A 23,878-nucleotide genomic window follows, 5' to 3' on the forward strand; every position below is an offset into this window, starting at 1 on the left:
GAGCGGAGGATGCCATGGCCAGCCACGACAACGACCACCTCGACGCCGTCTATGCCGCGAAAGGTCCTGCGGACATCGCGCGGCTCTATGATGACTGGGCGGGATCCTACGACGCTGACATGGCGAAGGCAGGCTACCGCCACCCGGCGATTGCGACGGCCCTCATGGCGCGGCACTTGCCGCGCGGTGCGGCGCCGATACTCGACGCCGGCGCGGGCACGGGCCTTGTTGGCGAGTGGCTCGGCATCCTCGGCTATCCGGAGGTCGAGGCGCTCGACATTTCCGAGGGGATGCTCGCCGTCGCGCGGGCCAAGGGTATCTACAGCAACCTGCATGTCGGGCTGCTGGGCGGCGAACTGCCGTTGCCGTCCGGCCGCTTCGCAGGCCTGGTCTGCGCCGGCGTTCTGACCACGGGCCATGTCGGCGCCGAAGCGCTGCCCGGCCTTCTCGCCGTGACGAGACCAGGCGCCGTGCTGGTGCTGACGGTCAAGGAGACGCTTTGGGCCGGAAGCCTCGCCGCAGCCGTCGCCGCCACGCCCGAGGCAAAGCTGATGGAGGCGACGGAGCCCTACATCTCGATGCCCGGCGACGCCGGCGCCACGCCCAGCCGCGCCGTGGTGGTGACGCGTACCTAGGCCCTGATGCGTTCGCCCTTAGGATCGTGGAAAGGCGGCGTGCCGAGCTCTGCCGACACCGTCTCGCCCGCAACGACGAGCTCGTAGCGCCCGCCTGCCAGCCAGTCGTCCTTTACCCCCATAGCATTCCGGACATATCCGTAACCGATGCCTTTCCCGAGCGTGTAGCCGTAGCCGCCCGAGGTGAGGTAGCCGACCGGCGCGCCGTCCCGCAGGATCGTCTCGCGCCCCAGAAGCACGGTGTCGCCGTCGACAAGGAACCCCGCGAAGCACTTTTTCAGGGGCTTGCCCGATAATCCTTCGAGGGCCTCACGCCCGAGGAAGGGGCGATTCGACCTCATCTTGACGGCCCAGCCCAGCCGTGCCTCGAAGGGCGTGTCGTTCGGCGTGATGTCAGATGACCAGGCGCGGTAGCCCTTCTCGAGCCGCAGGGATTCAAGTGCGCGATAGCCCACGGGACGCAAGCGCGCGCCGGCGCCCGCCTCCATCAACGCGTCAAAGACCCGCCCTGTGGCCTCGAGCGGCACATGCAACTCCCAGCCCAGCTCGCCGACATAGGTCACCCGCAGCGCCCGTGTCATGGCTCCGGCAATGTCGATTTCGCGCACGTGGCCAAAGGGAAAGGCCGTGTTCGATACCTCGGCATCGGTCACGGCCGACAGCACCTCGCGGGCGCGTGGGCCCATCAGCGAAAGAGTGCCCCACCGCTCGGTCACATCCTCGACCCGCACGTCGCCTTGCGGAAGGTGGTCGACGATCCAGCCGAGGTCATGGGTGCGGAAGCCCGTGCCGGTGACGATGTAGAAGCGGTCCTCGGCGATCCGCGCCACGGTCAGGTCGGCCTCGATCCCGCCGCGGCTGTTCAGAAGCTGGGTATAGGTCAGTCGCCCCACAGGCTTCGTCACGTCCCCCGCGCAGATCCAGTCCAGAGCGCGTTCCGCGTCGCGGCCCGTGATCTCGTATTTCGCGAAGGACGACTGATCGAAAACGCCCACCGCGCTGCGGACCAGCGCATGTTCTTCGCCCACTGGACCGAACCAGTTCTGGCGCCCCATCGAATAGAGGTCGCGCGCCTCGGCTCCTTCGGGCGCGAACCAGTTGGGGCGTTCCCAACCGAGCTTGGAGCCGAAGACCGCCCGGTGCGCCTTGAGCCGGTCGTAAAGCGGAGAGACGATGCGCGGGCGTCCGCTTTCCATCTCCTCGTGCGGGAAGGCGACGGTGTAGTGCTTGCCATAGGCTTCGCAAGTGCGCTCGCAGACCCAGTGCCGATCGCGGTGCAGGCTCGAGAAGCGGCGGATATCGACGACCCAGAGGTCCATCGGCGCTTCGCCCGCGATGACCCAGTCAGCCAGCACCCAGCCCGCCCCGCCACCCGATGCAATGCCGAAGGCGTTGAAGCCTGCACCGACGTACATGTTCGCGCATTCCGCCGCGCGGCCGAGGATGAAGTTGCCGTCGGGCGTGAAGCTTTCCGACCCGTTGATCATCTGCTTCACGCCGGCCTCGGCCAGAGACGGCACGCGCGCGATCGCCTGCTCCATGTGCTGGGCGAAGTGGTCCCAATCGTCGTCGAAGAGCCGGAACTCCCAGTCATTGGGGATGTCACCGGTGGTCAAAGGCTGCGGATCTGGCTCGTAGCCACCCATGACGAGGCCGCCGACCTCTTCCTTGAAGTAGGTACGCCGGTCAGGGTCGCGGATCGTCGGCGCGTTGGTCGAAAGACCAGGCAAGGCCTCGGTGACGATGTACTGGTGCTTGATCGGCTGTAGCGGCACTTCGATCCCTGCCATCGCGCCGATCTGCCGAGCCCACTGCCCGCCGCAGTTGACGACCTTCTCGCACAGGACCTCGCCTTGCGTCGTCTCGACGGCGACAATTCGGTCACCCTCCATCCGGAAGCCGGTGACGCGGACGCCCTCCATGAGCTTCGCCCCGTGCATCCGCGCCCCCTTGGCTAGCGAGCGTGTGATGTCGGAAGGGGTCGCCTGGCCGTCGGTTGGTAGCCAGCTTGCGCCGACAAGGTCGGAGGTGTCCATCAGGGGCCACATCCGCTTCACTTCGTCGGGTGAGATCAGGTGCATCTCCATCCCGAAGCTGCGGGCGGTGGTGGCGAGGCGGCGGAACTCGGTCCAGCGGTCTGGTGTGGTCGCGAGCCGAAGGCAGCCGGTCATCTTCCATCCGGTCTCAAGCCCCGTCTCCCCGGCCAGCCTTTTGTAAAGCTCGACCGAATACTTGAGCACCTGCGTGATCGAAGCGGACGAGCGCAGCTGTCCCACCAGCCCCGCCGCGTGCCATGTCGAGCCTGAGGTGAGTTGCCCCTGTTCCAGAAGGAGAACGTCGGCCTTGTGGTCGCGGGCGAGGTGATAGGCGGTCGAACAGCCGATGATCCCCCCGCCGATGACGACGATCTGGGCGCGGTCCGGAAGGCTCATTCTGTTCCCCATCTGTTGCGGTAGGCGGACAGCGCCGCGTCAAGCCGCGCACGGTTTTCGGCGGCGTAGGCCAAGTAGTCGACGCCCGGCGCCGACAGGTTGAGGTCAGAGACATAGGCCCAAAGCGTCTCGCGCAGGAGCGCGGCGACCTGCATCGCGTCGAAGGCGCGGAAAAGGGCCGGGTCGGGCCTTGAGGCGAAGTAGGTCGTCAGAAGCGCCTCGGTCGCATCGGGTGGCATCTCGGCGTTCGCGGCCGCTCCGGCGAGGTCGAAAAGCGCCGTGCCGAAGCCCGCGTATTCATAGTCGATGAGCCAGATCCGATGTGTGTCGTCGAGGAAGTTCGCAGGCAGAAGGTCGTGATGCCCGAAGACGATGGGAAGGGGGACCTGCGCCCGCTCCATCTCGTCGGAAAGGGCCAGCAAGGGCGGCGTGACGCTTTCGTGCCGGGTTCCTCGCAGGGTGCGCGCATAGTCGCGCACGACATGGAACGGCCAGAAGAGGAACGCCGCGCCCGAGATCCCGGCGGCCATCTGGCTGTGAAAGTCGGACAGAAGCCGCGCGACGCGCTCGGGATTGGCGCGCAGGTCCTCGGCCTCCCAGGTGCGCGCCTCGATGAAGGCGGTGACCATGACGCCGGGGGTGGCGTAGCGCACCTCGGGCCCGAAGCCCGCGGCATGGGCGGCACGCGCCGTCATGACCTCGCGCGCGCGGTCGACGTGGTGGAACGGGTAGTCGCGTCCCAGGCGCACGACATGGGTGCCTGCGTCGTCGGTGACCTTCCAGATCTCGTTCGACAGCCCGCCCGAAAGTCGCTCGCCTGAAGGCGTGCCGTGCCAGCAGGGCAGGGTGGCGACGGCCTCAGGCAGCGTCATGCCCGCCTCCGTCCGAGAGGCCGAGCTGCGCGCGCGACCGGGACGCCGCGGCGTGGATCAGCCGGTCGGCGATGATGGCGATGAAGGCGACGCAGAGACCGGCGACCAGCCCGCGCCCGGCGTCAGCCTTTGTCAGCGCGATGTAGACCTCCTGCCCGAGGTCGCGGGTACCCACGAGCGCCGTGATGACGAGCATCGACAGAGCGAACATGATCGTCTGGTTCAGGCCCAGAAGGATTTCGGGCATGGCAAGGCGCAGGCGGATGCGGGTCACAATCTGCCAGGGCGTGCAGCCCATGGCCTTGCCTGCCTCGATCAGAGCGGGATCGACACCGCGCAGGCCGAGAACGGTGTAGCGGATCGCGGGCGCCAGCGCGAAGGCCACGATGGCAATCATCGCCGTGAAATCGCCTACACGGAACAGCATGACGGCCGGCATCAGGTAGACGAAGGCGGGCAGCGTCTGGAGCGTGTCGATGATGACCCGCACCGAGGCCCACAGCCGGTCGCGCTCGGCCACGAGGATGCCGATGGGCAGGCCGATCAGCATGGCGATCAAGACCGCGATGCCGCAGAGGTAGACGGTCGTCATCGCCTCTTCCCAAAGGCCTGTCGAGGCCACAAGGACGGTGAGCCCGCCGGCCAGAAGGGCCAGCCGCGGCCCACCCAGCCGCCAGCCGGCGAGCGTCAGAAGCCCTGCCACGCCCAGCCAGGGCAGGCTGATCAAGAAGCGCTTCACCGGGATGAGGACGTTCAGGAGGACCGCGTTCTTCGCGGCCTCGATTTCGTCGAAGTAGTTGATGTTGATGTATTCCACGACTTCGGACCAGAAGGTGCCGGTCGAAAGCCTCCCGGTCTCGGGGTAGGTCTGCACCGCCGGCACGGCGAGGCCCGCGAGGGTGGCGAGGATCAGGACAGTCAGCGCCGACAGCAGGAAGGGGTGACGCCCGACGATGCCTTCGTTGCTGACGGGGGCCGCCGGACGCCTTCGCGCCGCCGCCTGACTGAGGCGGTCGAGCGCGATAGCCAGGGCCACGATGGCGAACCCAGCCTCGAGCCCTGCGCCGAAGTCGAGCCGACGGAGCGCCGAGAGCACGTCGAAACCAAGGCCGCCCGCCCCGATCATCGAGGCGATGATGACCATGTTGAGCGACAGCATGATCACCTGGTTGACGCCTACCATCAGCGCTTCCTGCGCCGAGGGCACCATCACCCGCCAAGTCATCTGCCGCGGCGTGCAGCCGATCATGCGGCCGAGGTCGACGATCTCGTCCGGCACTCGCTGCAGCGCAAGCATGGTGATCCGCGTCATGGGCGGCATGGCGTAGATGAGCGTCGCGATCATCGCCGAGGTCGGGCCGAAGCCGAAGAGAATCAGGATCGGTACGAGGTAGGCGAAGATCGGAATGGTCTGCATCAGGTCAAGAAACGGTACGATCGCACGCCCGAACCCTGTCCAGCGATGCCCCGCGATCCCAAGCAAGAGGCCACCCCCCACGCCCAACGGCACCGCCACGAGGATCGAGGCCAGCGTGAGCATTGCGCTCGTCCACTGGCCGAAGATCGCAATGAAGAAGAACGCCCCTCCGGCCAGCGCCGCGAGTGGCAAGCCGCTAAGGACGAACCCGAGAAGCGCCACCAGCAGCGTCACGCCCAGCCATCCCACCGGCGGCACGGGCACGCCGAAGACGGTTGCGCCGCCGGACAGCAGGCCGAGGGCAATCTGGTAGGGCACGTCGATGACGGCAGAGATGAAGCGCGTGAGGTCGCGGAACGTGAAGAGGCCGAAATGTGCCTCTTTCGTCAGCCAGTCGAGCACTCCGCTGATCCAGGCGGCGAACGGCGGGCGCCAGGCACGGGGGACCTCGAAGGCCCAGGGCAGAACCTCGCCGCCCCAGAGCCAAAGGGCCGCGAAGACGAGGGTGGCGGCGATCCACATCAACGTCCCGGACCGAAGGCCGAGGACTGGAGGTTGGGCAATAGTTGCGGTCTCCATCCCCTAGCCCCCCAACATGAGGTCGACCACGGTTGCCCGGTCCAGCTGCCCCACGACGCGCCCATCGGCGCCGGTCACTGCGACAGCCTCGGTCCCGGCGCGAAACAGAGGCGCCGCCTCGGCCACCGAGGTGCGCGTGGCGACATGTGGCCTCTCCGCCACGCCGTCCGCGGGCGACATCACGCTGCCCGCCTTCGCGACCTTCGCGCGCGCAACCGCCCGCGTGAACTCGCGGACGTAATCGGTTGCGGGGTTCAGGACGAGGTCCTCGGGCGTGCCCGCCTGCACGACCGCCCCGTCCTTCATGATGGCGATGCGGTCGGCGAGCCGGATCGCCTCATCGAAGTCGTGGGTGATGAAAACGATGGTCTTTTTCAGAACGGATTGCAGGCGGATGAACTCGTCCTGCATCTCGCGCCGGATCAGCGGATCGAGGGCCGAGAAGGGTTCGTCGAGGAACCAGAGCTCAGGGTCTGCGGCGAGCGAGCGGGCAATGCCCACCCGCTGCTGCTGGCCGCCCGACAACTGGCGGGGAAAGGCCCCCTCGCGCCCCGAGAGGCCGACGAGGCTTACCATCCGTGCCGCGCGCTCCTCGCGCTCGGTCCGCGGCATGCCCTGCACCTCGAGCGGGAAGGCCACGTTCTGGAGGACCGTCATATGCGGCAGAAGCGCGAAGTGCTGGAAGACCATCCCCATCTTGTGACGGCGCAGCGCGATCATCTCTGCGTCGGAAGCCGTCAAAAGGTTCCGGCCGTGGAACAGGATCTCGCCCGCGGTCGGCTCGATCAGGCGCGACAGGCAACGGACGAGCGTCGACTTGCCGGATCCGGACAGGCCCATGATGACGAAGATCTCGCCCTCTCTTACGGCCAGGTCAATGTTGCGCACTGCGGGGACCAGCCTTGCCGCGACAAGCGCGGCAGGGTCGGCCTCAGGACCGAGGCGGCGCAGCGTTTCGGCCGCATTCGGGCCGAACAGCTTCCAGACGCCCCGGCAGACAAGTTTCGGTTCCGTCGTGTTCATCTCGCGGTCCGGCAGGGCGCCCTCAGGCGCCCTGGCCGAGGCTTTGCACTACTGGATCCAGCCCTGCCAAGTCGCCTCGTTCGCCGCCATCCAGTCGGCTACGACTTGCTCGACGGTCTTCCCGTTCAGGTCGACCTCGGTGATCATCGCACCCATGTCTTCGTTGCTGACGGTGAAGGCATCTATCGCCGAATAAGCGCCTGGCCACTTCTCCTGCACGCCAGACCACGCGACCTTCCAGATGTCGCCGAAGGGTTTACCGCAGTCGTAGGCGAGATCGGGGTTCAACCCCGATGCAGGGTCGGTATAGCACTCCGCAGTGTACTCGGGGAACTCGACCCACTCGCCTTCGTACTTCGCCGGAGCCCAGTGCGGGGCGTAGACCCACAGAAGGATCGGCGCCTGCCGCTGGATCGCGCTTTCCAGCTCGGCGAAGAGAGCGGCGTCAGTCCCGGCGTGAATGACCTCGAACGGCAGGTCGAGCGCCTCGACCCGCTCCTCGTCGAAGCCGCCCCAGGTGACGGGACCTCCAAGATAGCGGCCCTTCGGCAGCGTCTCGGCCGTGCCGAAGGCTTCGGCGCAAGCGGGGTCCTTCAGCGCCTCCCAGTTGGGCAGGCCTGGGCAGAGCTCCTTCATGTAGATCGGGTACCACCACTCTTCCTTGGCCTGCATTCCCGTGGCGCCGACATTGACGACGTCCCCGGTCGCGGTCGCGGCGTCCATGGCCTCGCGCCCCGTCGTCTCCCAGATCTCCATGGCGACATGGAGATCGCCGGTCTCGAGCCCGGCGAACTGGGCAAGGTAGTCGGCCTGAACATACTCGACATTGTAGCCCGCGGCCTTCAGCACCTCGCCCATCAGCTGGGTGGTAATGAGCTGACCGGTCCAGTCGTGCAGCGTGAGCTTGATCGGGTCAGCCGATTCCTGCGCAAGCGCCGATGTACCTGCCAGAAGCGCGACAGTGATCGCGGAAATCCGTTTCGATGTCATGTGGATGCATCCCCTGCTGGGTTCGGAAACTTCCGGGAGTGACGCGGGCCGGGCGCGCCCCGGATGCAGCGCCGAGCTTGTGCGACCCAAGTGAACAGCGCGGCGAAGCGGCCTGTCAATTGCCAAATGTGGGAATTTGTGGTTTTTCCGCCCGTATCTGTTGACTCATGCCTTGGGGCGCGATGGACCGCCTGTCGAAGCGGCACGGCCGCATCCTTGAAATCCTCGGTCGCGAAGGCACCGTGACGATCGCCGAACTTGCCGGGCGACTCGACGTCTCGGCGGAAACCGTGCGCCGCGACGTCCGCCCTCTGGCCGACCGTGGCACGGTGGTGCGGATGCACGGGGCTGTGGGCCTTGTCGGCAGCGCGGGCGAGGCGCCGTTCCAGCGGCGCATGACCGAGAATGCGGGTGCCAAGCAAAGGATCGCACGGACATCCGCCGCGCTCGTTCGGAACGGCGACAGCCTCGCGCTCGACACCGGCACAACGACGAGTTTCCTCGCGCGTGCGCTGACCCGCCACGAACGGCTTGAGATCGTAACGAACTCGACCGACATCGCTCGGACACTTGGCGGGCGGAACGGCAACCGTGTGCACCTTCTAGGAGGCCGCTTTAGCGCGGACTCGGGCGCGGTCCTAGGCTTCGAGACGGTCGAAGCGATGCTGAGCTTCCGGGTCGATCACGCCGTCATCTCCGCCGGTGCGATCTCGCCCGAGGGGGTTATGGACTACGACCCGGACGAGGCGGCCTTTGCCCGTGCGGTCTTGGCGTCAGGCCGGCGGCGGATCGTCGTCTGCGACAGCGGCAAGTTTGGTCGCAGGGCACTGGTCCAGGTGTGTCCGCTGAGCGGGATCGACGCACTCGTTACCGAGGTTGCGCCCACGAGGACGCTTGCCGCGGCTCTGGCCGAGAACGGTGTCTCGGTCACCTGGTCGCAGGCGTCCCTCGGGCACTTGTCGACATAGGCAAGGATCAGGACTCACAGCCAACATACGACGATTGCAGCGAGCGCGATGGCGGATAGGCCCGACCTTCAGGCCACCTGTCGTGTCGGGCTACAACGCGCTGCGGTGCTGTCAGGCTAATACGAGCCAGCCTCCGCAAGGCCGGTGACGCAGAGCCTCACTTCGCATAGAGGCCGCGCCATTCGGCAAGCGCGGCGGTTCGGTTCAGTTTGAAGAGGTTTCGACTGGAGAGGCTGCGGTCCTGGTTGAAGTGGTTCGAGACGGAGGCATGGACGGAGGCAAACTTCTGCAGACATCGCATCTGACGAAAGCGCTGCATTGCCCGCTCCCGTCTTCGGAACGGCAGATGTGAGTTCTCCGCCCGGTTGTTCCCCCAGCGACCCATCTCGCGATCGTCACCTCGCCCCATCTCCTTCAGAGCTGCACCGTAGGTGCGGAGGCGATCGGTCACCACCTCCTCGGGCCGGCCGTGCCTCTTCATCGCCTTCCTGAGGAACTTCGACCTGCCTTCTTATCGCGGGTCGTCGTCGGGACGAAGCTCTCCAGTACCTCACCTTCTTGATCTACGGCCCGCCAGAGGTAATGCTGCCTGCCGTTGATCTTCACGAACATCTCGTCCAGATGCCACCGCCACCGGCTCGAGCGCATGCCCTGCACCCGGCGCTTCCGGATCTCGGAGGCAAACATCGGACCGAACCGGTTCCACAAGTACCGGACCGTCTCGTGGCGGACGTCGACGCCGCGTTCGTGGAGCAGGTCCTCGACGTTCCGCAGCGACAGCGGGAAGCGGACGTAGAGCATCACAGCCAGGCGGATGATCTCGGGGCTCGTCTTGAAGTACCTGAAGGGGGATTGTTTGGGCATTGCAGCAGGGTAGGCGGGACGCTGCGCCGTCTCAACTAGGGTTTCTGACAATGCCCTCTGGGGCAATGCTCAGCCCTTCCGCCTTATCGTGCCGACGAGTTCGGTGGCCTCGGCCAGGGTGTTCGAGATGGTGCCGTATTTGCGCAAGTTGCGATGCAAGAGATCCAGTCGCTGGTCGCTCTCGTCCGTATCGACCACGATCTCGTAGTCGATGCGGATCATCTTGGGCGGGCTGTCCTGACGGACCGCGTGCAGGCTGACCTCGATGCCGCGCAGATCGAACTTGAGCATCGGCGTCACCCGCTCGGCCCCCTTCAGGAGACAGGCCGCGAGGCTGGCCAGAAGCAACTCGGCCGGGTTGAACGCATCGTCACGACCGGCCATGTCGGTGTCGAGGACGAGATGCGCCGATTTCACCTCGGCCTCGGAGCCGTGGCTGTCGATGCGGCGGGCGCTGACGCGATACTCCAGCATCATTCCCACTCCATCTGCTGGAAGGCGGTCTGCGCGTTGCGACCGGCCAGGCTGTCGAACTGCTCGAGATACCTGAAGGCCGCCTGATCGACCCGTGGCGCGGTCAGGATGTCGCCGCCCTCGTCCAGCAGCGCCCCGATTTGCGCGCGCAGGTTCATCAGGTAGTCGTAGGTGTCGGCGCGGGCGCGATTCATCGTCGTCGGCCCGCCGTGGCCCGGCACGACATGGGCGGCGCCCGTCGCCTCCACCGCGAGATAGGCATCTGGCCAGTGGGTGATCGAACTCTGATCGCCCACGCCGAGGATGCGCTCGACATAGACGATGTCGCCGGTAAACACCGTGTCGCGATCCGGCACCCAGACAAAGCTGTCGCCGGGCGTGTGCGCGGGGCCCGGATGCACGATCTCGAAGATCAGCCCGCCGACATCCAGCGTATGGGCATCGGGAAAGGTCACGTCAGCGAAGCTGGGTTCGGTCCCCTCCAGCGCCGCGCCGATCAGCAGCGTCAACCCCGTCATCTGCATCGAGGCTCGGGCCTGCTGGTCCTCCACCGCCGCATCGGAGGCAATCACCGTCGCCCCCTGCGCCTGCCAGTAGCCGTTGCCGAGCCAGCGGTGGTCCTGCCCGCCGGTGTTGATCACATGCGTCACGGGTTGGTCGGTCACGCTGCGGACAGCATCGTGCAGCGCCTCCGCGCCGCGCCACGAGCCGCCCGGATCGATCAGCACCGCGCCGGCCTCGGTGACGATCAGGCCAAAGGTCGCGTTGTTGCCGAGGTTTTCGGGGCTGCGCTGCTCCTTCTCTCCGACAATCGCCCAGACCCCTTCGGTCACGGGCCGCACGTCCAGGACTTCGGCTGCGGCGAACGTCGGCGCGGCGAGGATGACACCGGCAACGAGGGCGCGGATCATGCGCCGATCCAGCTCTCGAGTTTCGCCGCATCCGGCAGGCCGCCGGCATGGACGAGCTTGCCGTCGACCGAAATGCCGGGCGTGGACATGACGCCCGCCATGGCGATGGATCTTGCGTCGGTCACCTTTTCGACGTCGACCGCAACGCCCAGCTTCGCGGCGGCCTCCTTGACCATTTTTTCAGTAGTGGCACAGCGTGCGCAGCCGGGGCCGTAGACCTTGACGGTTTTCATGGGAGCGTCCTTTTAGAGGAGGAAGTTGAAGAGATAGCCGGTGGCGAGAATCCCGGCCGAGACGACTGCGATGAAGATCGCGATCAGGCGCAGGGTCAGAACCTGCTTCAGGATGATCATCTCGGGCAGCGACAGCGCGATCACCGACATCATGAAGGCCAGCGTCGTGCCAAGCGCCGCCCCCTTGCCCAGTAGCGCCTCCACGATGGGAATGACGCCTGCCGCATTGGTGTACATCGGCACGCCCACGACGACGGCGGCGGGAACCGACCACCAGGCCTCGCCGCCCATGATCCGCAGCATCATCTCTTCGGGGACGTAGCCGTGGATGGCGGCGCCAATGCCGATGCCGACCAGCACCCATAGCCAGACCTTGCCGACGATCTCGCGCACCTGTTCGACACCGATCTTCAGCCGGTCCACCAGCGACAGCCGTTCCTCGGGCAGATCGCCGACGGGGCCTGCGTTCAGCTCGCGCACCCAGTCCTGCAGGTAGCGCTCCAGCCGCATGCGCCCGAGGATGAAGCCTGCGACCGTCGCGATCGTGAAACCGAAGACGAGATAGATCGTGGCGATCTCCCAGCCGACGAGCCCGTAGAGCAGCCCGAGGCCCACCGGCCCCACCATCGGACCCGCGATCAGGAAGGAAAAGGTCACACCGAGCGGGATGCCCGCCGAGACGAAGCCGATAAAGAGCGGCACCGAGGAGCAGGAGCAGAACGGCGTCAGCACGCCCAGCAGGGCGGCCAGCGGATAGCCCCAGACCTGACGTTTGCCCGCCAGGATCGCGCGGGTCTTCTCGGGGCTGAACCAGCTCCGCAGCACGCCGGTGACGAAGACGATGCCCGTCAGCAGCATCAGCACCTTCGGCACGTCGTAAACGAAAAAGGCGATGGCCTCGCCGGTGTGGCTGTCGCGCGCCACCGGAAACAGCGCCGTCACCCATTCCGAGATCGGGATCAGCTGGCCATAGAGAAGGTACAGGACGACGCCCACAACCGGCACGCCCACATACCAGAGCCAGTCGGGCGCGCCGCGCAGCGGTACGAGGTCATGTGTCTCGACGGTCATGCGACCTTCCTTTCAAGATTGAATTCTGCGGTCAGCACAGCGTCGATCACGGCCGCGAATTCCGGCGCGACGTCGGGGTTCCGGCGGTAGCGCACCCATTGGGCGTCGCGCCGGTCGAGCACGAGGCCAGCCGCGCGCAGCACCTTCATGTGCCGCGACATCCGGCTTTGGCTCGCGTCGAGCCGCGCCATCAATTCGCAGACACAATGCTCGCCCCCAGCCCAAAGGAGTGCGAGGGCGGCGCGACGGGTCGCGTCGGATATGGCAATCAGTATGTCCTGCATGCCGGAATGATTATGCGTCCTGGCGCATATGCGCTTTGATCCGTATCAAGCATGCCGGCACCGGCCGATCCGAATTCTCCAACCGCCAGCTGCGGCTGGACCAGTCGCTGCGGCTGCCGGCGCACTTTGATAACCTGGAATCGCGCCTGCTGCTGCAGCGGCGCTTGGCCGAGCGCGGCGGCGGCATCCAGATCGTGCGCACGGGCCGCGGGCGGTTCCGGCTCGAGGTCGCCGGCACGCTGGAGCTGGAGGACTCCTGACACCCCAGCGGTCAGTTAAGAGACGGTTCAGATCCCGGAAAGGATCTCACCATGCGAGTGGCGCAGCTCTGGCGTAACAATGCTGGAGAGCCCGCACCAGCCAGCGCCGGGCCAGAGTGAGGCCCGACGCAAATGCTGTCAGGCTAGGCGATTCAGTCTCCGCAAGGACCTTCAGGCCGCCCCTATGCCGGGCAAAGCTGACGCCACTCGGCAAGCGCGGCGGTGCGGTTCAGCTTGAAAAGGCTTCGGCTTGAGAGGCTGCGTTCGTGGTTGAAATGATTGAAGACGGAAGCGTGGGCGGCGGCGAATGTCTGCAGGCTTCGCATTCGCCGAAAACGGAGCATCGCGCACTCCCGTCGTCGGAACGGCAGATGCGAGTTCTCCGCGCTGTTGTTCGTCCGCGACCAGCTTCCTGCCGGCCACTCGCGCCCCTTCTGTTACGCCCCCGCGCCTGGCGGGGAATGGCGCGCAAGCTACGTCAATCCTTGGGAAATAAACCGGCCATAAGGGTTTCGTCGCTGATCCACATCAACGCGGAGCATGTACCTGGACATATGCTGCCCGAGCGGAGGGCAGGCCTCACCCCGTGTTCCGTAGAGTCGCGCCTGAGAAGTCGAAAGGATGCACTTTCTTGAGGGTCACTGAGCAAACACCTGGCAGAGAGAACGGCAACCCGTCTCTGCGAGAGACGGCCGCATCAAATGCGCTGGTTCCGGCCCAGCGCCTGGCTCCGTCCCCGCCGTCGCGGATGCGGCGTTGGTGGCTATGGGTGATCGCTGGACTTCTGGGGCTCGTACTCGTCGCCGTTGCCTCGTCGCAGTTCTGGATGCCGAGGCCGACACCGGTTTCGGTGGAGGTCGTAACGCTCGCGCCGGTCACGCGTGTACTCGCGGTAAACGGCCGGATCGCTGCAGTCCATTCGGTCGGGATCCGATCGACGGTCGGGGGCGCCCTCGCGGCGCTGTCCGTGGCCGAGGGCGATGTGGTCGACGCGGGTCAGGTTCTGGCCCGGATCGAAGCGGACGCGCAGAATGCCGTCGTACGGCAGGCGATGGCGGCGCTGGACGCCTCCCTCATCGCGCAGGACGAGGCGCGACAAACCTACAACCGCTCGCTCGCACTTGGGACCAACATCGCGCGCAGCGTGCTGGAAACCCAGGCGCGCGCGGTGCAAACTGCGGACCAGGAGGTTTCGCGCCAGACCTCCGTTCTGACACAGGCACAAATTGCGCTGCGCGACCATACGATCCGCGCGCCGATGCGCGGCACCGTTCTGGTACTGGAAGCCGAGCAAGGGCAGATCGTCGATCCTGCCACACCCCTACTGACCCTCGCCGATCTGAGTGAACTGATGGTGGAGGCCGATGTCGACGAAGCCTATGCGACGCAGATCGGCCCAGATCAGCGTGCGGTGCTGCAACTAGCGGGAGAGACGGATCTCCGTGATGGCCATGTCAGTTTCGTGTCGCGGCAAGTGGACGTGGCGACCGGCGGGCTGGCCGTCAGGATAGCCTTCGACGATCCAGTCGCCGCCCCGGTGGGACTGACCGTGGCGGCCAACATCATCGTGGACCAGCGCGATGAGGCACTGACCGTGCCGCGGACAGCCCTGAAGTCCGACGGGGATGCGACCGGCGTCTATGTCGTCGGGGACGGCGCTGCGCGGTTCCGACCGACAACGGTCGTGGACTGGCCCGCAGCACGTCTCGTCGTCACATCGGGCCTGACTGAAGGTGACGCGGTGGTCATCGATGCGGAAGGCATAGCCGAAGGGCAAGCGGTCTCCGTGGAGCAGCCTTGATGCTCTACGCTCTTAAGATCGCGACCCGCTACCTGACGGCCAACAAGGCGCAGACCGCGCTTCTGATCACGGGCGTCGCGGTGGGCGTGTTCATCTTCATCTTCATGTCGGCCCTGATTGGCGGGCTGGCCGAATTCATCCTGTCGCGCACTGTCGGCGACCTCTCGCACATCACGATAGAGGCCGAGGATTCCGACCCCGCCGTGCTGATCGCTCCGGAGGGTCATGTTCTGGCCATAACGGAACGGGGTCGCACGCGCACCGCAACGGTGGCCGAAGCCGAGACCTTGCTCCCGCTGATCGAGGCGGTAGCCGGAGTCCGCGCCGTGTCGCCGCAAATCACCGGTGCGGGCTTTCTCACTCGTGGAGCGCAGGTGTCGCAGGTCAGCGTAACCGGAGTCGAGCCGGGAAGGGAATCCGCGATTCTCGACCTCGACGGCTACATGGTCGAAGGCTCGGCCCGGCTTGGTTCCGGTCTGATCGTGCTGGGCAGCGACCTCGCCGACGACCTTGGGCTGTCCCCGGGCCAGACAGTGCGGCTCCAGAGTTCGGACGGGGTCACCGCTCTACTCACGCTGACGGGTGTCTTCGAAACCGGAAACGGTGCGATGGACGGGACACGCGCCTTCGTCAGCCTGCCGGTGGCACGGACGCTGTTCGCCATGCCGCAGGGCGTCACCCAGATCGAGATCAAGCTCAACGACCTGAACGCCGCGGACGCCACCGCGCTGAGGATCCGGGCGCTAACGGGTCTCGAAGCAGTGCCATGGACTGACGGGGCCGAACAGCTGATGGAGGCGTTGAACGCACAGGCGCAGACCGGGTACTTCCTGAAGTCCTTCGCGCTCGTCACTATCGTCATCGGCGTCGCCTCGGCACTAATGCTCTCCACCTATCGGCGCCGCCCCGAGATCGGGATCATGCGGGCCATGGGTGCGGGGCGAAATTTCATCATTTTCGTCTTTGTCGCGCAGGGCGCGCTGATCGGGCTGATGGGCGGCCTCACGGGCGCGGGGCTGGGGTATCTCGCCCTGCTCCCATTTCCCTCGCGCGACGCCTTTCAGCCGGGTACCTTGCCGATGGACATCACGCAAGGATCCTATGGTCTGGCTGTCATGCTTACCGTGATGGGGGCGGTCCTCGCCTCAATCCTGCCCGCGCGCGCCGCCTCCCGCGTCGATCCTGTCACGGCGATTGGCCAATGAGCGCGCTTTTGGAGGTCCGCGACCTCTTCAAGACCTATGGCTCGGGTGAGACTGCGACCCGGGTGTTGCGCGGCCTGTCGCTGCGCCTCGAGGCGGGCGAGATGGCCGCGCTTCTCGGGCCGTCGGGCGCAGGGAAAAGCACGCTGCTTACGATCCTCGGAACCTTGATGAAACCCACATCCGGCAGCTACGAGATGCTGGGCGTGGACATGATCTCGGCGGACGACCGAGCGCTAACAGACTTTCGCAACGCCCACATCGGCTTCGTGTTTCAGTTCCACAACCTGCTGCCTGACTTCACCGCGCTGGAGAACGTGATCTTTCCCGTAGCCGTGCGCGAAGGACGCGAGACGCCCGCAGCCCGGGCACGGAGCCGCGATCTCCTGGTGCGCATGGGTTTGGCGGACCGGATCGATTTCCCAACTGCCAGTCTTTCCGGCGGGCAGAAGCAGCGCGTCGCAGTCGCGCGGGCCCTGATGAACGGACCGGAACTGGTTCTGGCGGATGAACCCACAGGCAACCTCGACCGCGCCTCGGCCATGCAGGTGATGGACCTGATCGGAGAGATCAACCGCAAGGAAGGCACGACCTTCTTGATCTCGACCCATGACGAAAAGATCGCGGCTTCGTGCCGGCGGCAGATCGAAGTGGGAGATGGGATGGTCACAGGATGAACCCGTTGCTTCGCGGCACTGCGGAGAATTCGGGTGGCAAGTGGCTATCAAGTGATCTGCCGGTGCGCTGGACCATGCCCCCATTCGGAACGCTTCTCTGGTCAGTGACCTGATGACGGGAGACCTGAGCCATACGCGCCGCGCATCCCCATACCGAAGGCAGGATTGACCGCGACGGGGTCGGGCTGCATTCCGAGATTTACGGAACTGGCCCCCGCCCCATCCTCTTCATCCCGACGTGGATGTTCATCCATTCGCGCGGCCAAGTCTGAAACGTTGCCCGACAGCCGAACGAAGGGGTGCGCATCGCCGGCGCCTCGCTCTGGCCGATCGATCATAGGGGTAGCTTCTTTTCCCCCGTCGGCGGAAAACGCCATGCACATGCTTCCGAGCCCACGGACCCATGGTTTTCACACAGGAGTCCATGGGATCTAGTGTCCATTGCGAAGCGAATGGTTGCTTCACGGCCAACGCGGCCGAATCCGCGCCTCGTTCAAAGTGGCCAGAACAGGAGTATTGCCGGCACCGCCACGCCGATGACGATCGCTTCCAGAGGCAATCCCATCCGCCAGTAGTCTCCAAAGCGATACCCGCCCGGTCCAAGGATGATCGTGTTGTTCTTGTGTCCGATCGGAGTGAGGAACGCGCATGACGCTCCCACCGCGACGGTCATGAGATAAGCGTCAGGGTTCGTGCCTGTGGAGTTCGCTATCGACAGAGCGATGGGCGCGGCGATCAGTGTCGTCGCCACATTGTTGAGGAAGTCCGACAACGTCATCGTTACGACCAGAAGCGCCAGGATCGCTACCCAGGCCGGATAGGTCTCGGTCATCGTCACGATCTGTCCGGCGATGAGGTCCGCGCCGCCGAATGTTTCGAATGCCTCGGCAAGCGGGATAAGGCTAGCGAGCAGCACGATCACCTTCCATTCTACGGAGGTATAGACCTCACGCGGCCCTACGAGACCGTAGGCGATATAAGCCACGACTGTCGCGGCAAGCGCCACCGTCAGCGGCAATAGCCCGAGAACCGCAGTCGCGACGGCAGCGATGAAGATCGCGACAGAAACCCCTGCTTTCCTGCGCTGAATGACCTCGGTACTGCGACCTTCGATCGGCAGTACACCCAACCATTCAGTAGCCGTCGCGACGCGTTCAGGGTCGCCGAGAAGGAGCAGGACGTCGCCACTGCGGATCGGCAGCAATCGGACGCGGTCACGAAACCTTTTGCCCCCGCGGGCGACGCCGAGCAGCGTGACCGAATGACGTTGCAGAAGGCCCAGTGCGCGAGCCGTCCGGTTCTGAATCCTTGCGCCATCGGGCACGATGGCCTCGACCAGCGCAAGGCCGGTCGATGTGACACCGCCCTCGTGTTTTTCGGACCCCGCAAAATCGAGCCTGACCTGCCCCATGAAGCTCTCGATTGACTTTGGCTCGCCCTCGACCACCAGGAAGTCACCTGGGAGCAACACCTCTCTGCGAGCCAGCCCCGGGCGCCGACGACCCCTGCGGATCAGGCCGAGAATGTTGATGTCCGCATCTTCCGCCTGCGGGTAGAGGTCCTGCACCATCAGGTTTCCGTCCGCAGCCTCATCACCTATGCGGAGCTCGACGACATAACGCCCCTTGCTCAGTTCGGCCTCGTGTTCCGCCAGTTGCGTGCGCGTCGGCAAGAGACGCCAGCCGACAAGTGACACGAAAGCGATACCAGCAATGGCGACGGTCAGCCCAACCGGTGCGAAGTCGAACATGGCGAAGGGAGCGCCGAGAGCGTCCTGACGGTACTCCGAGATCACGATGTTGGGCGGTGTGCCGATCAGAGTGATCATGCCCCCCAGGATCGTCGCGAAGGACAGTGGCATCAGGCTCTGGCCGGCTGCGCGTTTGGCCTTTTTCGCCGCCTCGACGTCGAGTGGCATCAAGAGGGCCAGTGCAGCGACGTTGTTGATGATCGCTGACAATCCGGCCGCAAGCGTTGCCAAGACCGCGACGTGGAGGGGAAGAGGTCGCTTGGGATCGATCAGGCGAGCCGCGATAAGTTCAACGGCACCGGAAGCGGACAGACCTCGGCTTACGATGAGGACAAGTGCGATGATCGCGACGGCGGAATGTCCGAACCCCGAAAACATCTCATCGGTAGGCACGAGCCCGATGGCGGTGGCGACGATCAGGGCCGTGAAAGCGACGAGATCATACCGTATGCGCCCCCATATCAGCAGAACGAACACTGCTCCGAGAACGAGGAAGACCAGCAAGAGCTCGGTTGTCATGGGTACTCTATATTGGCTTCCAGTTCGCTGGTCTCTTGTTCTTTCGTGCTGACTGTCGGTCGTGTCGTGGACCCCGGGCGAAGCTCCCGTGCCACCAAGACTTCGTCCACAGCGCCACCACTGGATCTGAGCGTACGTCTGGTCACCGCGAAGCCGTCGACCACTTGCGGCCCTGAGCGGCCGTCCACCTCCAAGACAACCGGTGCCACTTCCGGCCCGAGGCGGTCGTTCGACTGCAATGGGGGAGCGACTGCGTCGAGCCTAAAGCGGGCCCGGGCAAGCGGTGCGCCACGGCACTATGGGATCGTGATCTTGTCGTCGCGAACAAAGTGCCGGCGGTCGCGACGGCAGAGACGCGTTATCGTAGTTACCGAGCACGCGGCTCACGCGTTTCGAACCTGCCGTCATAGGGAAGGTCCCGGGCGACGACGGACCGCCCGAGACCGTGGGATCAGTTGGTGGCCTGCGCGCCCGCTCCGGCGTCGGACATGCGCGCCTCGAGCGCGTCGATCGAGACGATGTGGACGCCGGTCTCTGCGTCGAAAGACACACTCCAGGCACTGGGAAGCGATAGGGGCTCGTCGACGCGGGCGGGCTGGCCAAGCGCGCCGCCGAAGTCCTGACGTGAGAGCAGGAGATCGCGCGTCACCATGGGCTCGACGAAGATCAACTCGCCGTCCCAGGCCCCGTAGATCAGCACCGCCTCGAAGGGCTGTCCCGCGAAGACCGGGTCCGTGACGTCGAGCCAGTGCTCGCCCATGGCCGGGATCGGGTCGAGCTCCGGCGGCGGCACGAAGTTCGGCGGCATGAGGTCCGCCGAGGGCCGGTTGGCGGCCTTCTCCATGAAGAGCGGGTCGGCGGGGTCGATGGCGAGCCGCTCGGCCTCGGTGGTCATGTAGAAATGCACGTCGAAATGCGGCACGCCGAAGAGAGCGCCGGGCGCGTGGCCGTGGGGCATCCAGTCAAGCGAGACATGGTCGTAGCCCGCTTCGAGCGCAGCCTCCGGCAGGGGCACGGTCACGAAGATCATGTCCTGGCCAATAGAGGCGACGGCCTCCTCGGTAATCTCGATTCCGATGCGCGTGGCGAAGCCTGCGGCGTCTGTCTCGGTGAAAGCGCGCGCAGTACCTTCGCCCAGCGGCATCTCGGGGCCGAGTTCGATGCCCTGCGCCGTGGCGGCGAGCGGGATGACGCTCGCCATGAGGGCGGCGCGAAGGGTGCTTTGAAGGGTCATTATATGGTCTCCTTTGGGTTTTGTTTGGTTGGATCGCCCTGCGCGGAGGCGCCGCGCAGGGATGACGCTATTCGGCGGCGAGAGCCTCGTGCCGCCTCTGGCAGTGGAACAGGCTCGACGGGTCGTGCAGGGCCCGCAGCTGCGTGAGCCGCGCCTCGGCCTCGGGGGTGAGAGTGCGGAGCGCCCGGTGGGGACGGTCGAGATCGGCCTCGCCCACGTAGGCGCCGGTACAGAGCGGGGCGACGCTGTCGACCGCTGCGCGGAGCCAGCCGAGGTTGGCCGCGTCCTCGTCCTCGTCCTGCCAGATCGCGTAGAGCGCGCCGAAGACGCGTCCATGGCAGGAGAAGGCGGCGTCTCCGGGCGTCGGGACGGCATTCGACCGCAGGACGACGAGCGCCATGCTCGCCTCCGACGGCGCGAGCGCCATGTCTTCCACGACACGTCCGAGCACCTCGCCGAAGCGCGCGTCGGACCAGACGGTGTCGACGGCGTAGCGGCGGCCCTCGGGCATCGAGGGCTCTGTCGCTGCGTAGAGCGCGCCGAAGGGCGTGGGCATCGGCCCGATCACCTGGAGCGCCTCGGGCGCGCCCTCGCCGAGCGCGGCGTGGACGGCGCAGGCTTCGGCGTCGGTCCGCGCGAAGACAGTGGCGACGCTGGCGATCATGGGGCCGTTCGGCGTTGGCGTGACCTTCGCTGTGAACTCGACGCATGCGGGCGCCTTGGCCATGACGATCTCGGCCCAGGCCGCGACGTCCACCACGGACGAGCCGGGATAGACCCGGATCGTGGTGCTGATCGCCTTCCGCGCCGGCTGGAGCGCCAGATGATAGGCGGTCACGACGCCGAAGAACTCCGGCCCCGCGCCGCGCGCGGCCCAGAAGACGTCGGCGTGATCCTCGGCGGTCGCCGTGACCATGCGCCCATCCGCGAGGACGACCTCGGCGGCGGTGACAGAGAAGCAGGCGAAGCCCCATTCGGCCGAGTTCCAGCCGACGCCGCCGCCGAGCAGATAGCCCGACATCGGGACGCTGCCGCAATGGCCGAGCGGGAAGGCAAGGCCGTGACGCTCGAGCGCGGCGGCCATGCGGGCGTTGGTCACTGCAGGCTCCACGCGGGCGGTCCGCGCCTCGGCGTCAAGCTTCAGGCCGTCGAGAGCACAGAGGTCGATCACCATGTCGGCCTGCGTGGCGATCCCGGTGAACTGGTGCCCGCCGCCCCTCGGCGAAATGGTGAGACCGTTCACGGCGGCGAAGCGCACGGCCTCCGCCACGTCTCCGGCGCAGGCGGCGCGGACGATGAGCCTGGCCCTGCGGGCAGGCTTGCGGCCGTTCCAGATGAGCGCGTCGACCTCGGCGCCGAGGCGCGGTTCGAGCACGGTGATGACTTCGCCTCTGATGCGGGGACTTAGGATGTCGATGTTCATGTCGTCTCTCTTCCGGGAACGGGCTTCGGGCGCCGTACCTTTTCGGGTCGGGGATGGCGGCGCGTGGTGCGCCGTCGGGGTTGGTGGTGTCGGGTGGCGCGGGGCCTGCGTCTTCCGCTTGGGCACCACGTCCTGCGGCGCTCTATAGGGCGGACTGCGGCGTGAGGCTTGCTAAGTCTCTCGTCACGAAAGCCTAAACGGATGCTAAGAGAATGCTCACGCGACTGCCGAGGGTCTCAGGCGACCTCGGCCGCCTCGCCCTCTCCGGCATCCTCAAGCGTGATATGGCTGCGGCAGACGAGCCGGAAGAGACCGCGTCCGGTCTTCACGAGCTGGAGGCAGGCGCCGCGCTCCTCCAGCCGCCGGCGCAGGAGCACAAGGCGCGCGTCAAGGTTCTCGGCATGGTCCGGAAGCTTCAGAGATCGGTCGAGGCGCAACTCCCGCGTGGTAAAGTCGGTGCGGCCCGTGGCTGCATGTTCGCGCAGGAGCCGCCAGAGGATCGCTCCCGCAACGCCCTTTATGAGGTAGTCGTGGCCGATGAAGACGCTGTCGTCGCGCGAGTAGTGGCGTACCGTTACGCCGCTGCCCTCCGCGACGTGCGGAACGGGGGCGGCAGGCGCCTCCTCCGCGTCCTCCTCTTGCAGGAGCGCCATCGTCGCCCCGAGTTGGACGGCGACGAGCACGAGCGCGTCCTCGCATTCGTGGTCAAAGCGCATAACCTCGTCCGATTCCGCGAAGAGGACGCCGAGGACGCGGCCGCCGGCCGAGACGGGTACGGCGATCTGGCTGTGCGGCGTGCCCAGGCCGGGAAACGGCACCCCCCGCGGCTCTTCGGCGACAAGCCCCGCGCTCCGCGCTGCCGCGCCAAGTGCCGCGCCGTAGCGGTAGTCCGTGCTCATGTGGCCGATCCGGATCGGTACGCCCTCGCACGCGGCGACGCCGATGACGCCCTCGCCCGGCAGGATCTCCGCGCCGATACCGGACACCGCGTAGCCGCGCGAGCCGAGTGCGAAGAGGCGCCCGTCGCACTCCGCCATGAGGAGGATCGCGTGCGAGACTCCTAGGTGGCGGACCACGCCGTCGAGCACGGCGTCGGCAAGATCGTCCAAGTCTTGGCAACGCGAGAAGTCGTCGACGCAGGCCCGCACCGCGGAGAGGAGCGTGGCGTCACGGCAAGCGGGCCGCGCTGAAGGGGCCTGCACCTGCTCCATTGCCACCACGCGGAAAACATCGGCGCCGAGCAGGCGGAACACCTTCTCGAGCCCATGGTGCGACGCGATGCCGGCGAGCTTGGCCTTCATGGTTTCGAAGAGTGCCCCCGAGGTGCGCGTCTCGACGTAGTCGAGGTCCAGCCGGTAGATCGCGAGGGTCGCCGGATCGAAGAGTTGCACGCAAGCCTGCCGGGTGGCGAGGAGATTGCGACGCGTCTTGTTGAAGAACTGGTAAGAGAGCGCGACGTGCTCTTCGTCGACCCAGTGCACTTGGCTGATCATCGAGGCGTTGGGCAGGCCCTCCTCGTCGCAGGTGCAGAGGGTGGAGGCGCAGAAACCCTCCATGGCGCCCCGGAGGCTGCGCAGATCGACGTCGCTCATCGCGGCAGCTCCGCGCCCGCGCCGGGACCTGGCGTCTGGGTGAAGATACGCTCGGGACGAAATTCGAGCGAGACGAGATCCTCGGCGCCGAGAAAGGCGTAGACGTCCGCCTGTCCGCGCGCGTAGCCAAGCTCGACGAGGTCGTCTGCGAGGAGTGCGCACTGCCGTGCCGCCTCGCTCGCGTCGTCTGGTTCGGTCGGCCGGATGACGGCGCGCGTCGCCTTCAGTTGGATGGACCTGTGATCCCGCGCCCGGGAGAAGGTTGCCGCGATCGGGCTTCCCGCTTCCACGGCGTCGATGACGGCGGCGTCGGTGCGGCGCGAAAGGAAGACACGCACGTTCGCCATCCCGCTTACGCGGCACGCGACGCCGGCACCGACGACAGGCCGCCCGTTCCGGCCACGCGCACCGAGGGTGATGCTCACGCCGCATTGCAGGAACGCCACGAGGTGGGCAGGCAGGAGGTCAGAGTCGCGGGCCGAGTCGCGCCAGCTGATCTGGTCGTCCGTGGGTGTGGCGTAAGGAAGAGTCGCCATCTTCGTGGTCCTGAAAACGCTGGCAACATGCCGTCGGGCAAGGTCAAGATAACTGCGACGAATACCACACGATTATGTATCTCGCACAAGATTGAATCACGGCGCGGGTCGCGTGATGTAGGTGAAGCCGA

At 66.1% G+C, this 23,878-nt stretch carries 21 protein-coding genes and 2 pseudogenes; 6 read left to right on the plus strand and 17 right to left on the minus strand.

What is annotated here, in order from left to right; translation table 11 throughout:
• Positions 1-14 precede the first annotated feature (14 nt).
• On the plus strand, positions 15-635 hold the full coding sequence (locus C8D95_RS20085; protein WP_109761001.1) for a class I SAM-dependent DNA methyltransferase: 621 nt from the start codon (positions 15-17) through the stop codon (positions 633-635).
• Here the strand turns inward: C8D95_RS20085 and C8D95_RS20090 are convergent.
• The 5 genes from C8D95_RS20090 to C8D95_RS20110 are packed head-to-tail and all read right to left on the minus strand — an operon-like array spanning position 632 to position 7,948.
• Entirely contained in the window at positions 632-3,067 is a 2,436-nt protein-coding gene (locus tag C8D95_RS20090) for a GcvT family protein (protein ID WP_109761002.1), read from the minus strand. The genes C8D95_RS20085 and C8D95_RS20090 overlap by 4 nt on opposite strands.
• Positions 3,064-3,939 carry a choline/ethanolamine kinase family protein gene (locus C8D95_RS20095; protein WP_109761003.1) on the minus strand — a complete coding sequence of 292 codons (876 nt, stop codon included), beginning with the start codon at positions 3,937-3,939 and terminating at the stop codon, positions 3,064-3,066. Before C8D95_RS20095 ends, C8D95_RS20090 begins: the two co-directional genes overlap by 4 nt.
• Positions 3,926-5,935 carry an ABC transporter permease gene (locus C8D95_RS20100; RefSeq protein ID WP_109761004.1) on the minus strand — a complete coding sequence of 670 codons (2,010 nt, stop codon included), beginning with the start codon at positions 5,933-5,935 and terminating at the stop codon, positions 3,926-3,928. The genes C8D95_RS20095 and C8D95_RS20100 overlap by 14 nt, the downstream gene beginning before the upstream one ends.
• Positions 5,936-5,938: 3 nt before the next feature.
• Positions 5,939-6,958 carry a quaternary amine ABC transporter ATP-binding protein gene (locus C8D95_RS20105; RefSeq protein ID WP_109761005.1) on the minus strand — a complete coding sequence of 340 codons (1,020 nt, stop codon included), beginning with the start codon at positions 6,956-6,958 and terminating at the stop codon, positions 5,939-5,941.
• Between the two features lie 48 nt (positions 6,959-7,006).
• The gene (locus C8D95_RS20110) at positions 7,007-7,948 is read right to left on the minus strand and encodes an ABC transporter substrate-binding protein (RefSeq protein ID WP_109761006.1); all 942 of its coding nucleotides are present in this window, start codon (positions 7,946-7,948) and stop codon (positions 7,007-7,009) included.
• A 182-nt stretch (positions 7,949-8,130) separates the two neighbouring features.
• Between C8D95_RS20110 and C8D95_RS20115 the strand changes: the two genes are divergently transcribed.
• Entirely contained in the window at positions 8,131-8,916 is a 786-nt protein-coding gene (locus tag C8D95_RS20115; RefSeq protein ID WP_109761062.1) for a DeoR/GlpR family DNA-binding transcription regulator, read from the plus strand.
• 157 nt (positions 8,917-9,073) lie between these two features.
• On the opposite strand, the pseudogene C8D95_RS20120 reads toward C8D95_RS20115, so the two are convergent.
• The 6 genes and pseudogenes from C8D95_RS20120 to C8D95_RS20145 form a co-directional block, all read right to left on the minus strand.
• Positions 9,074-9,780: pseudogene (locus tag C8D95_RS20120) on the minus strand (IS6 family transposase).
• A 69-nt stretch (positions 9,781-9,849) separates the two neighbouring features.
• Positions 9,850-10,254 (minus strand): OsmC family protein, encoded by a 405-nt coding sequence (locus tag C8D95_RS20125; RefSeq protein ID WP_109761063.1) that lies wholly within the window; start codon positions 10,252-10,254, stop codon positions 9,850-9,852.
• Positions 10,254-11,165 carry an MBL fold metallo-hydrolase gene (locus C8D95_RS20130; RefSeq protein ID WP_109761007.1) on the minus strand — a complete coding sequence of 304 codons (912 nt, stop codon included), beginning with the start codon at positions 11,163-11,165 and terminating at the stop codon, positions 10,254-10,256. Before C8D95_RS20130 ends, C8D95_RS20125 begins: the two co-directional genes overlap by 1 nt.
• Positions 11,162-11,398 (minus strand): thioredoxin family protein, encoded by a 237-nt coding sequence (locus C8D95_RS20135; protein ID WP_109761008.1) that lies wholly within the window; start codon positions 11,396-11,398, stop codon positions 11,162-11,164. Before C8D95_RS20135 ends, C8D95_RS20130 begins: the two co-directional genes overlap by 4 nt.
• Before the next feature lie 12 nt (positions 11,399-11,410).
• The gene (locus C8D95_RS20140; RefSeq protein ID WP_109761009.1) at positions 11,411-12,469 is read right to left on the minus strand and encodes a permease; all 1,059 of its coding nucleotides are present in this window, start codon (positions 12,467-12,469) and stop codon (positions 11,411-11,413) included.
• Complete coding sequence (locus tag C8D95_RS20145; RefSeq protein ID WP_109761010.1) at positions 12,466-12,753, minus strand: ArsR/SmtB family transcription factor; 288 nt, start codon at positions 12,751-12,753, stop codon at positions 12,466-12,468. The genes C8D95_RS20140 and C8D95_RS20145 overlap by 4 nt, the downstream gene beginning before the upstream one ends.
• A gap of 35 nt (positions 12,754-12,788) precedes the next feature.
• Between C8D95_RS20145 and C8D95_RS20150 the strand changes: the two genes are divergently transcribed.
• The gene (locus C8D95_RS20150; protein ID WP_206508334.1) at positions 12,789-13,013 is read left to right on the plus strand and encodes a hypothetical protein; all 225 of its coding nucleotides are present in this window, start codon (positions 12,789-12,791) and stop codon (positions 13,011-13,013) included.
• Positions 13,014-13,195: 182 nt separating this feature from the next.
• Here C8D95_RS20150 and C8D95_RS20155 read toward each other — a convergent pair.
• Positions 13,196-13,411: pseudogene (locus tag C8D95_RS20155) on the minus strand (IS6 family transposase); the annotation flags it as partial.
• 371 nt (positions 13,412-13,782) lie between these two features.
• On the opposite strand from C8D95_RS20155, the gene C8D95_RS20160 reads away from it, so the two are divergent.
• From C8D95_RS20160 to C8D95_RS20170, 3 genes are read left to right on the plus strand one after another with little or no spacing between them, the layout of a single operon-like run.
• Positions 13,783-14,814, plus strand: a complete 1,032-nt coding sequence (locus C8D95_RS20160) for an efflux RND transporter periplasmic adaptor subunit (RefSeq protein ID WP_241239692.1) — start codon at positions 13,783-13,785, stop codon at positions 14,812-14,814.
• Positions 14,814-16,019, plus strand: a complete 1,206-nt coding sequence (locus tag C8D95_RS20165) for an ABC transporter permease (protein ID WP_109761012.1) — start codon at positions 14,814-14,816, stop codon at positions 16,017-16,019. The genes C8D95_RS20160 and C8D95_RS20165 overlap by 1 nt, the downstream gene beginning before the upstream one ends.
• Positions 16,016-16,693 carry an ABC transporter ATP-binding protein gene (locus C8D95_RS20170; protein ID WP_109761013.1) on the plus strand — a complete coding sequence of 226 codons (678 nt, stop codon included), beginning with the start codon at positions 16,016-16,018 and terminating at the stop codon, positions 16,691-16,693. Before C8D95_RS20165 ends, C8D95_RS20170 begins: the two co-directional genes overlap by 4 nt.
• 493 nt (positions 16,694-17,186) lie before the next feature.
• On the opposite strand, the gene C8D95_RS20175 is transcribed toward C8D95_RS20170, so the two are convergent.
• The 5 genes from C8D95_RS20175 to C8D95_RS20195 all read right to left on the minus strand — a co-directional run bounded on the left by C8D95_RS20175 (position 17,187) and on the right by C8D95_RS20195 (position 23,747).
• Positions 17,187-18,962: an SLC13 family permease gene (locus tag C8D95_RS20175; RefSeq protein WP_109761014.1), complete on the minus strand. Its 1,776-nt coding sequence runs from the start codon at positions 18,960-18,962 to the stop codon at positions 17,187-17,189.
• 451 nt (positions 18,963-19,413) lie between these two features.
• On the minus strand, positions 19,414-20,196 hold the full coding sequence (locus C8D95_RS20180; RefSeq protein WP_109761015.1) for a DUF5602 domain-containing protein: 783 nt from the start codon (positions 20,194-20,196) through the stop codon (positions 19,414-19,416).
• Between the two features lie 67 nt (positions 20,197-20,263).
• The gene (locus tag C8D95_RS20185) at positions 20,264-21,619 is read right to left on the minus strand and encodes an FAD-binding oxidoreductase (protein WP_109761016.1); all 1,356 of its coding nucleotides are present in this window, start codon (positions 21,617-21,619) and stop codon (positions 20,264-20,266) included.
• Between the two features lie 236 nt (positions 21,620-21,855).
• Positions 21,856-23,211, minus strand: a complete 1,356-nt coding sequence (locus tag C8D95_RS20190) for a GAF domain-containing protein (RefSeq protein ID WP_109761017.1) — start codon at positions 23,209-23,211, stop codon at positions 21,856-21,858.
• A complete protein-coding gene (locus C8D95_RS20195; RefSeq protein ID WP_109761018.1) occupies positions 23,208-23,747 on the minus strand; it encodes a hypothetical protein in 540 nt (179 codons plus the stop codon). Before C8D95_RS20195 ends, C8D95_RS20190 begins: the two co-directional genes overlap by 4 nt.
• Positions 23,748-23,878: the final 131 nt, after the last annotated feature.

This window comes from Silicimonas algicola (assembly GCF_003148765.1).
GTDB classification, from domain to species: Bacteria; Pseudomonadota; Alphaproteobacteria; order Rhodobacterales; family Rhodobacteraceae; genus Silicimonas; species Silicimonas algicola.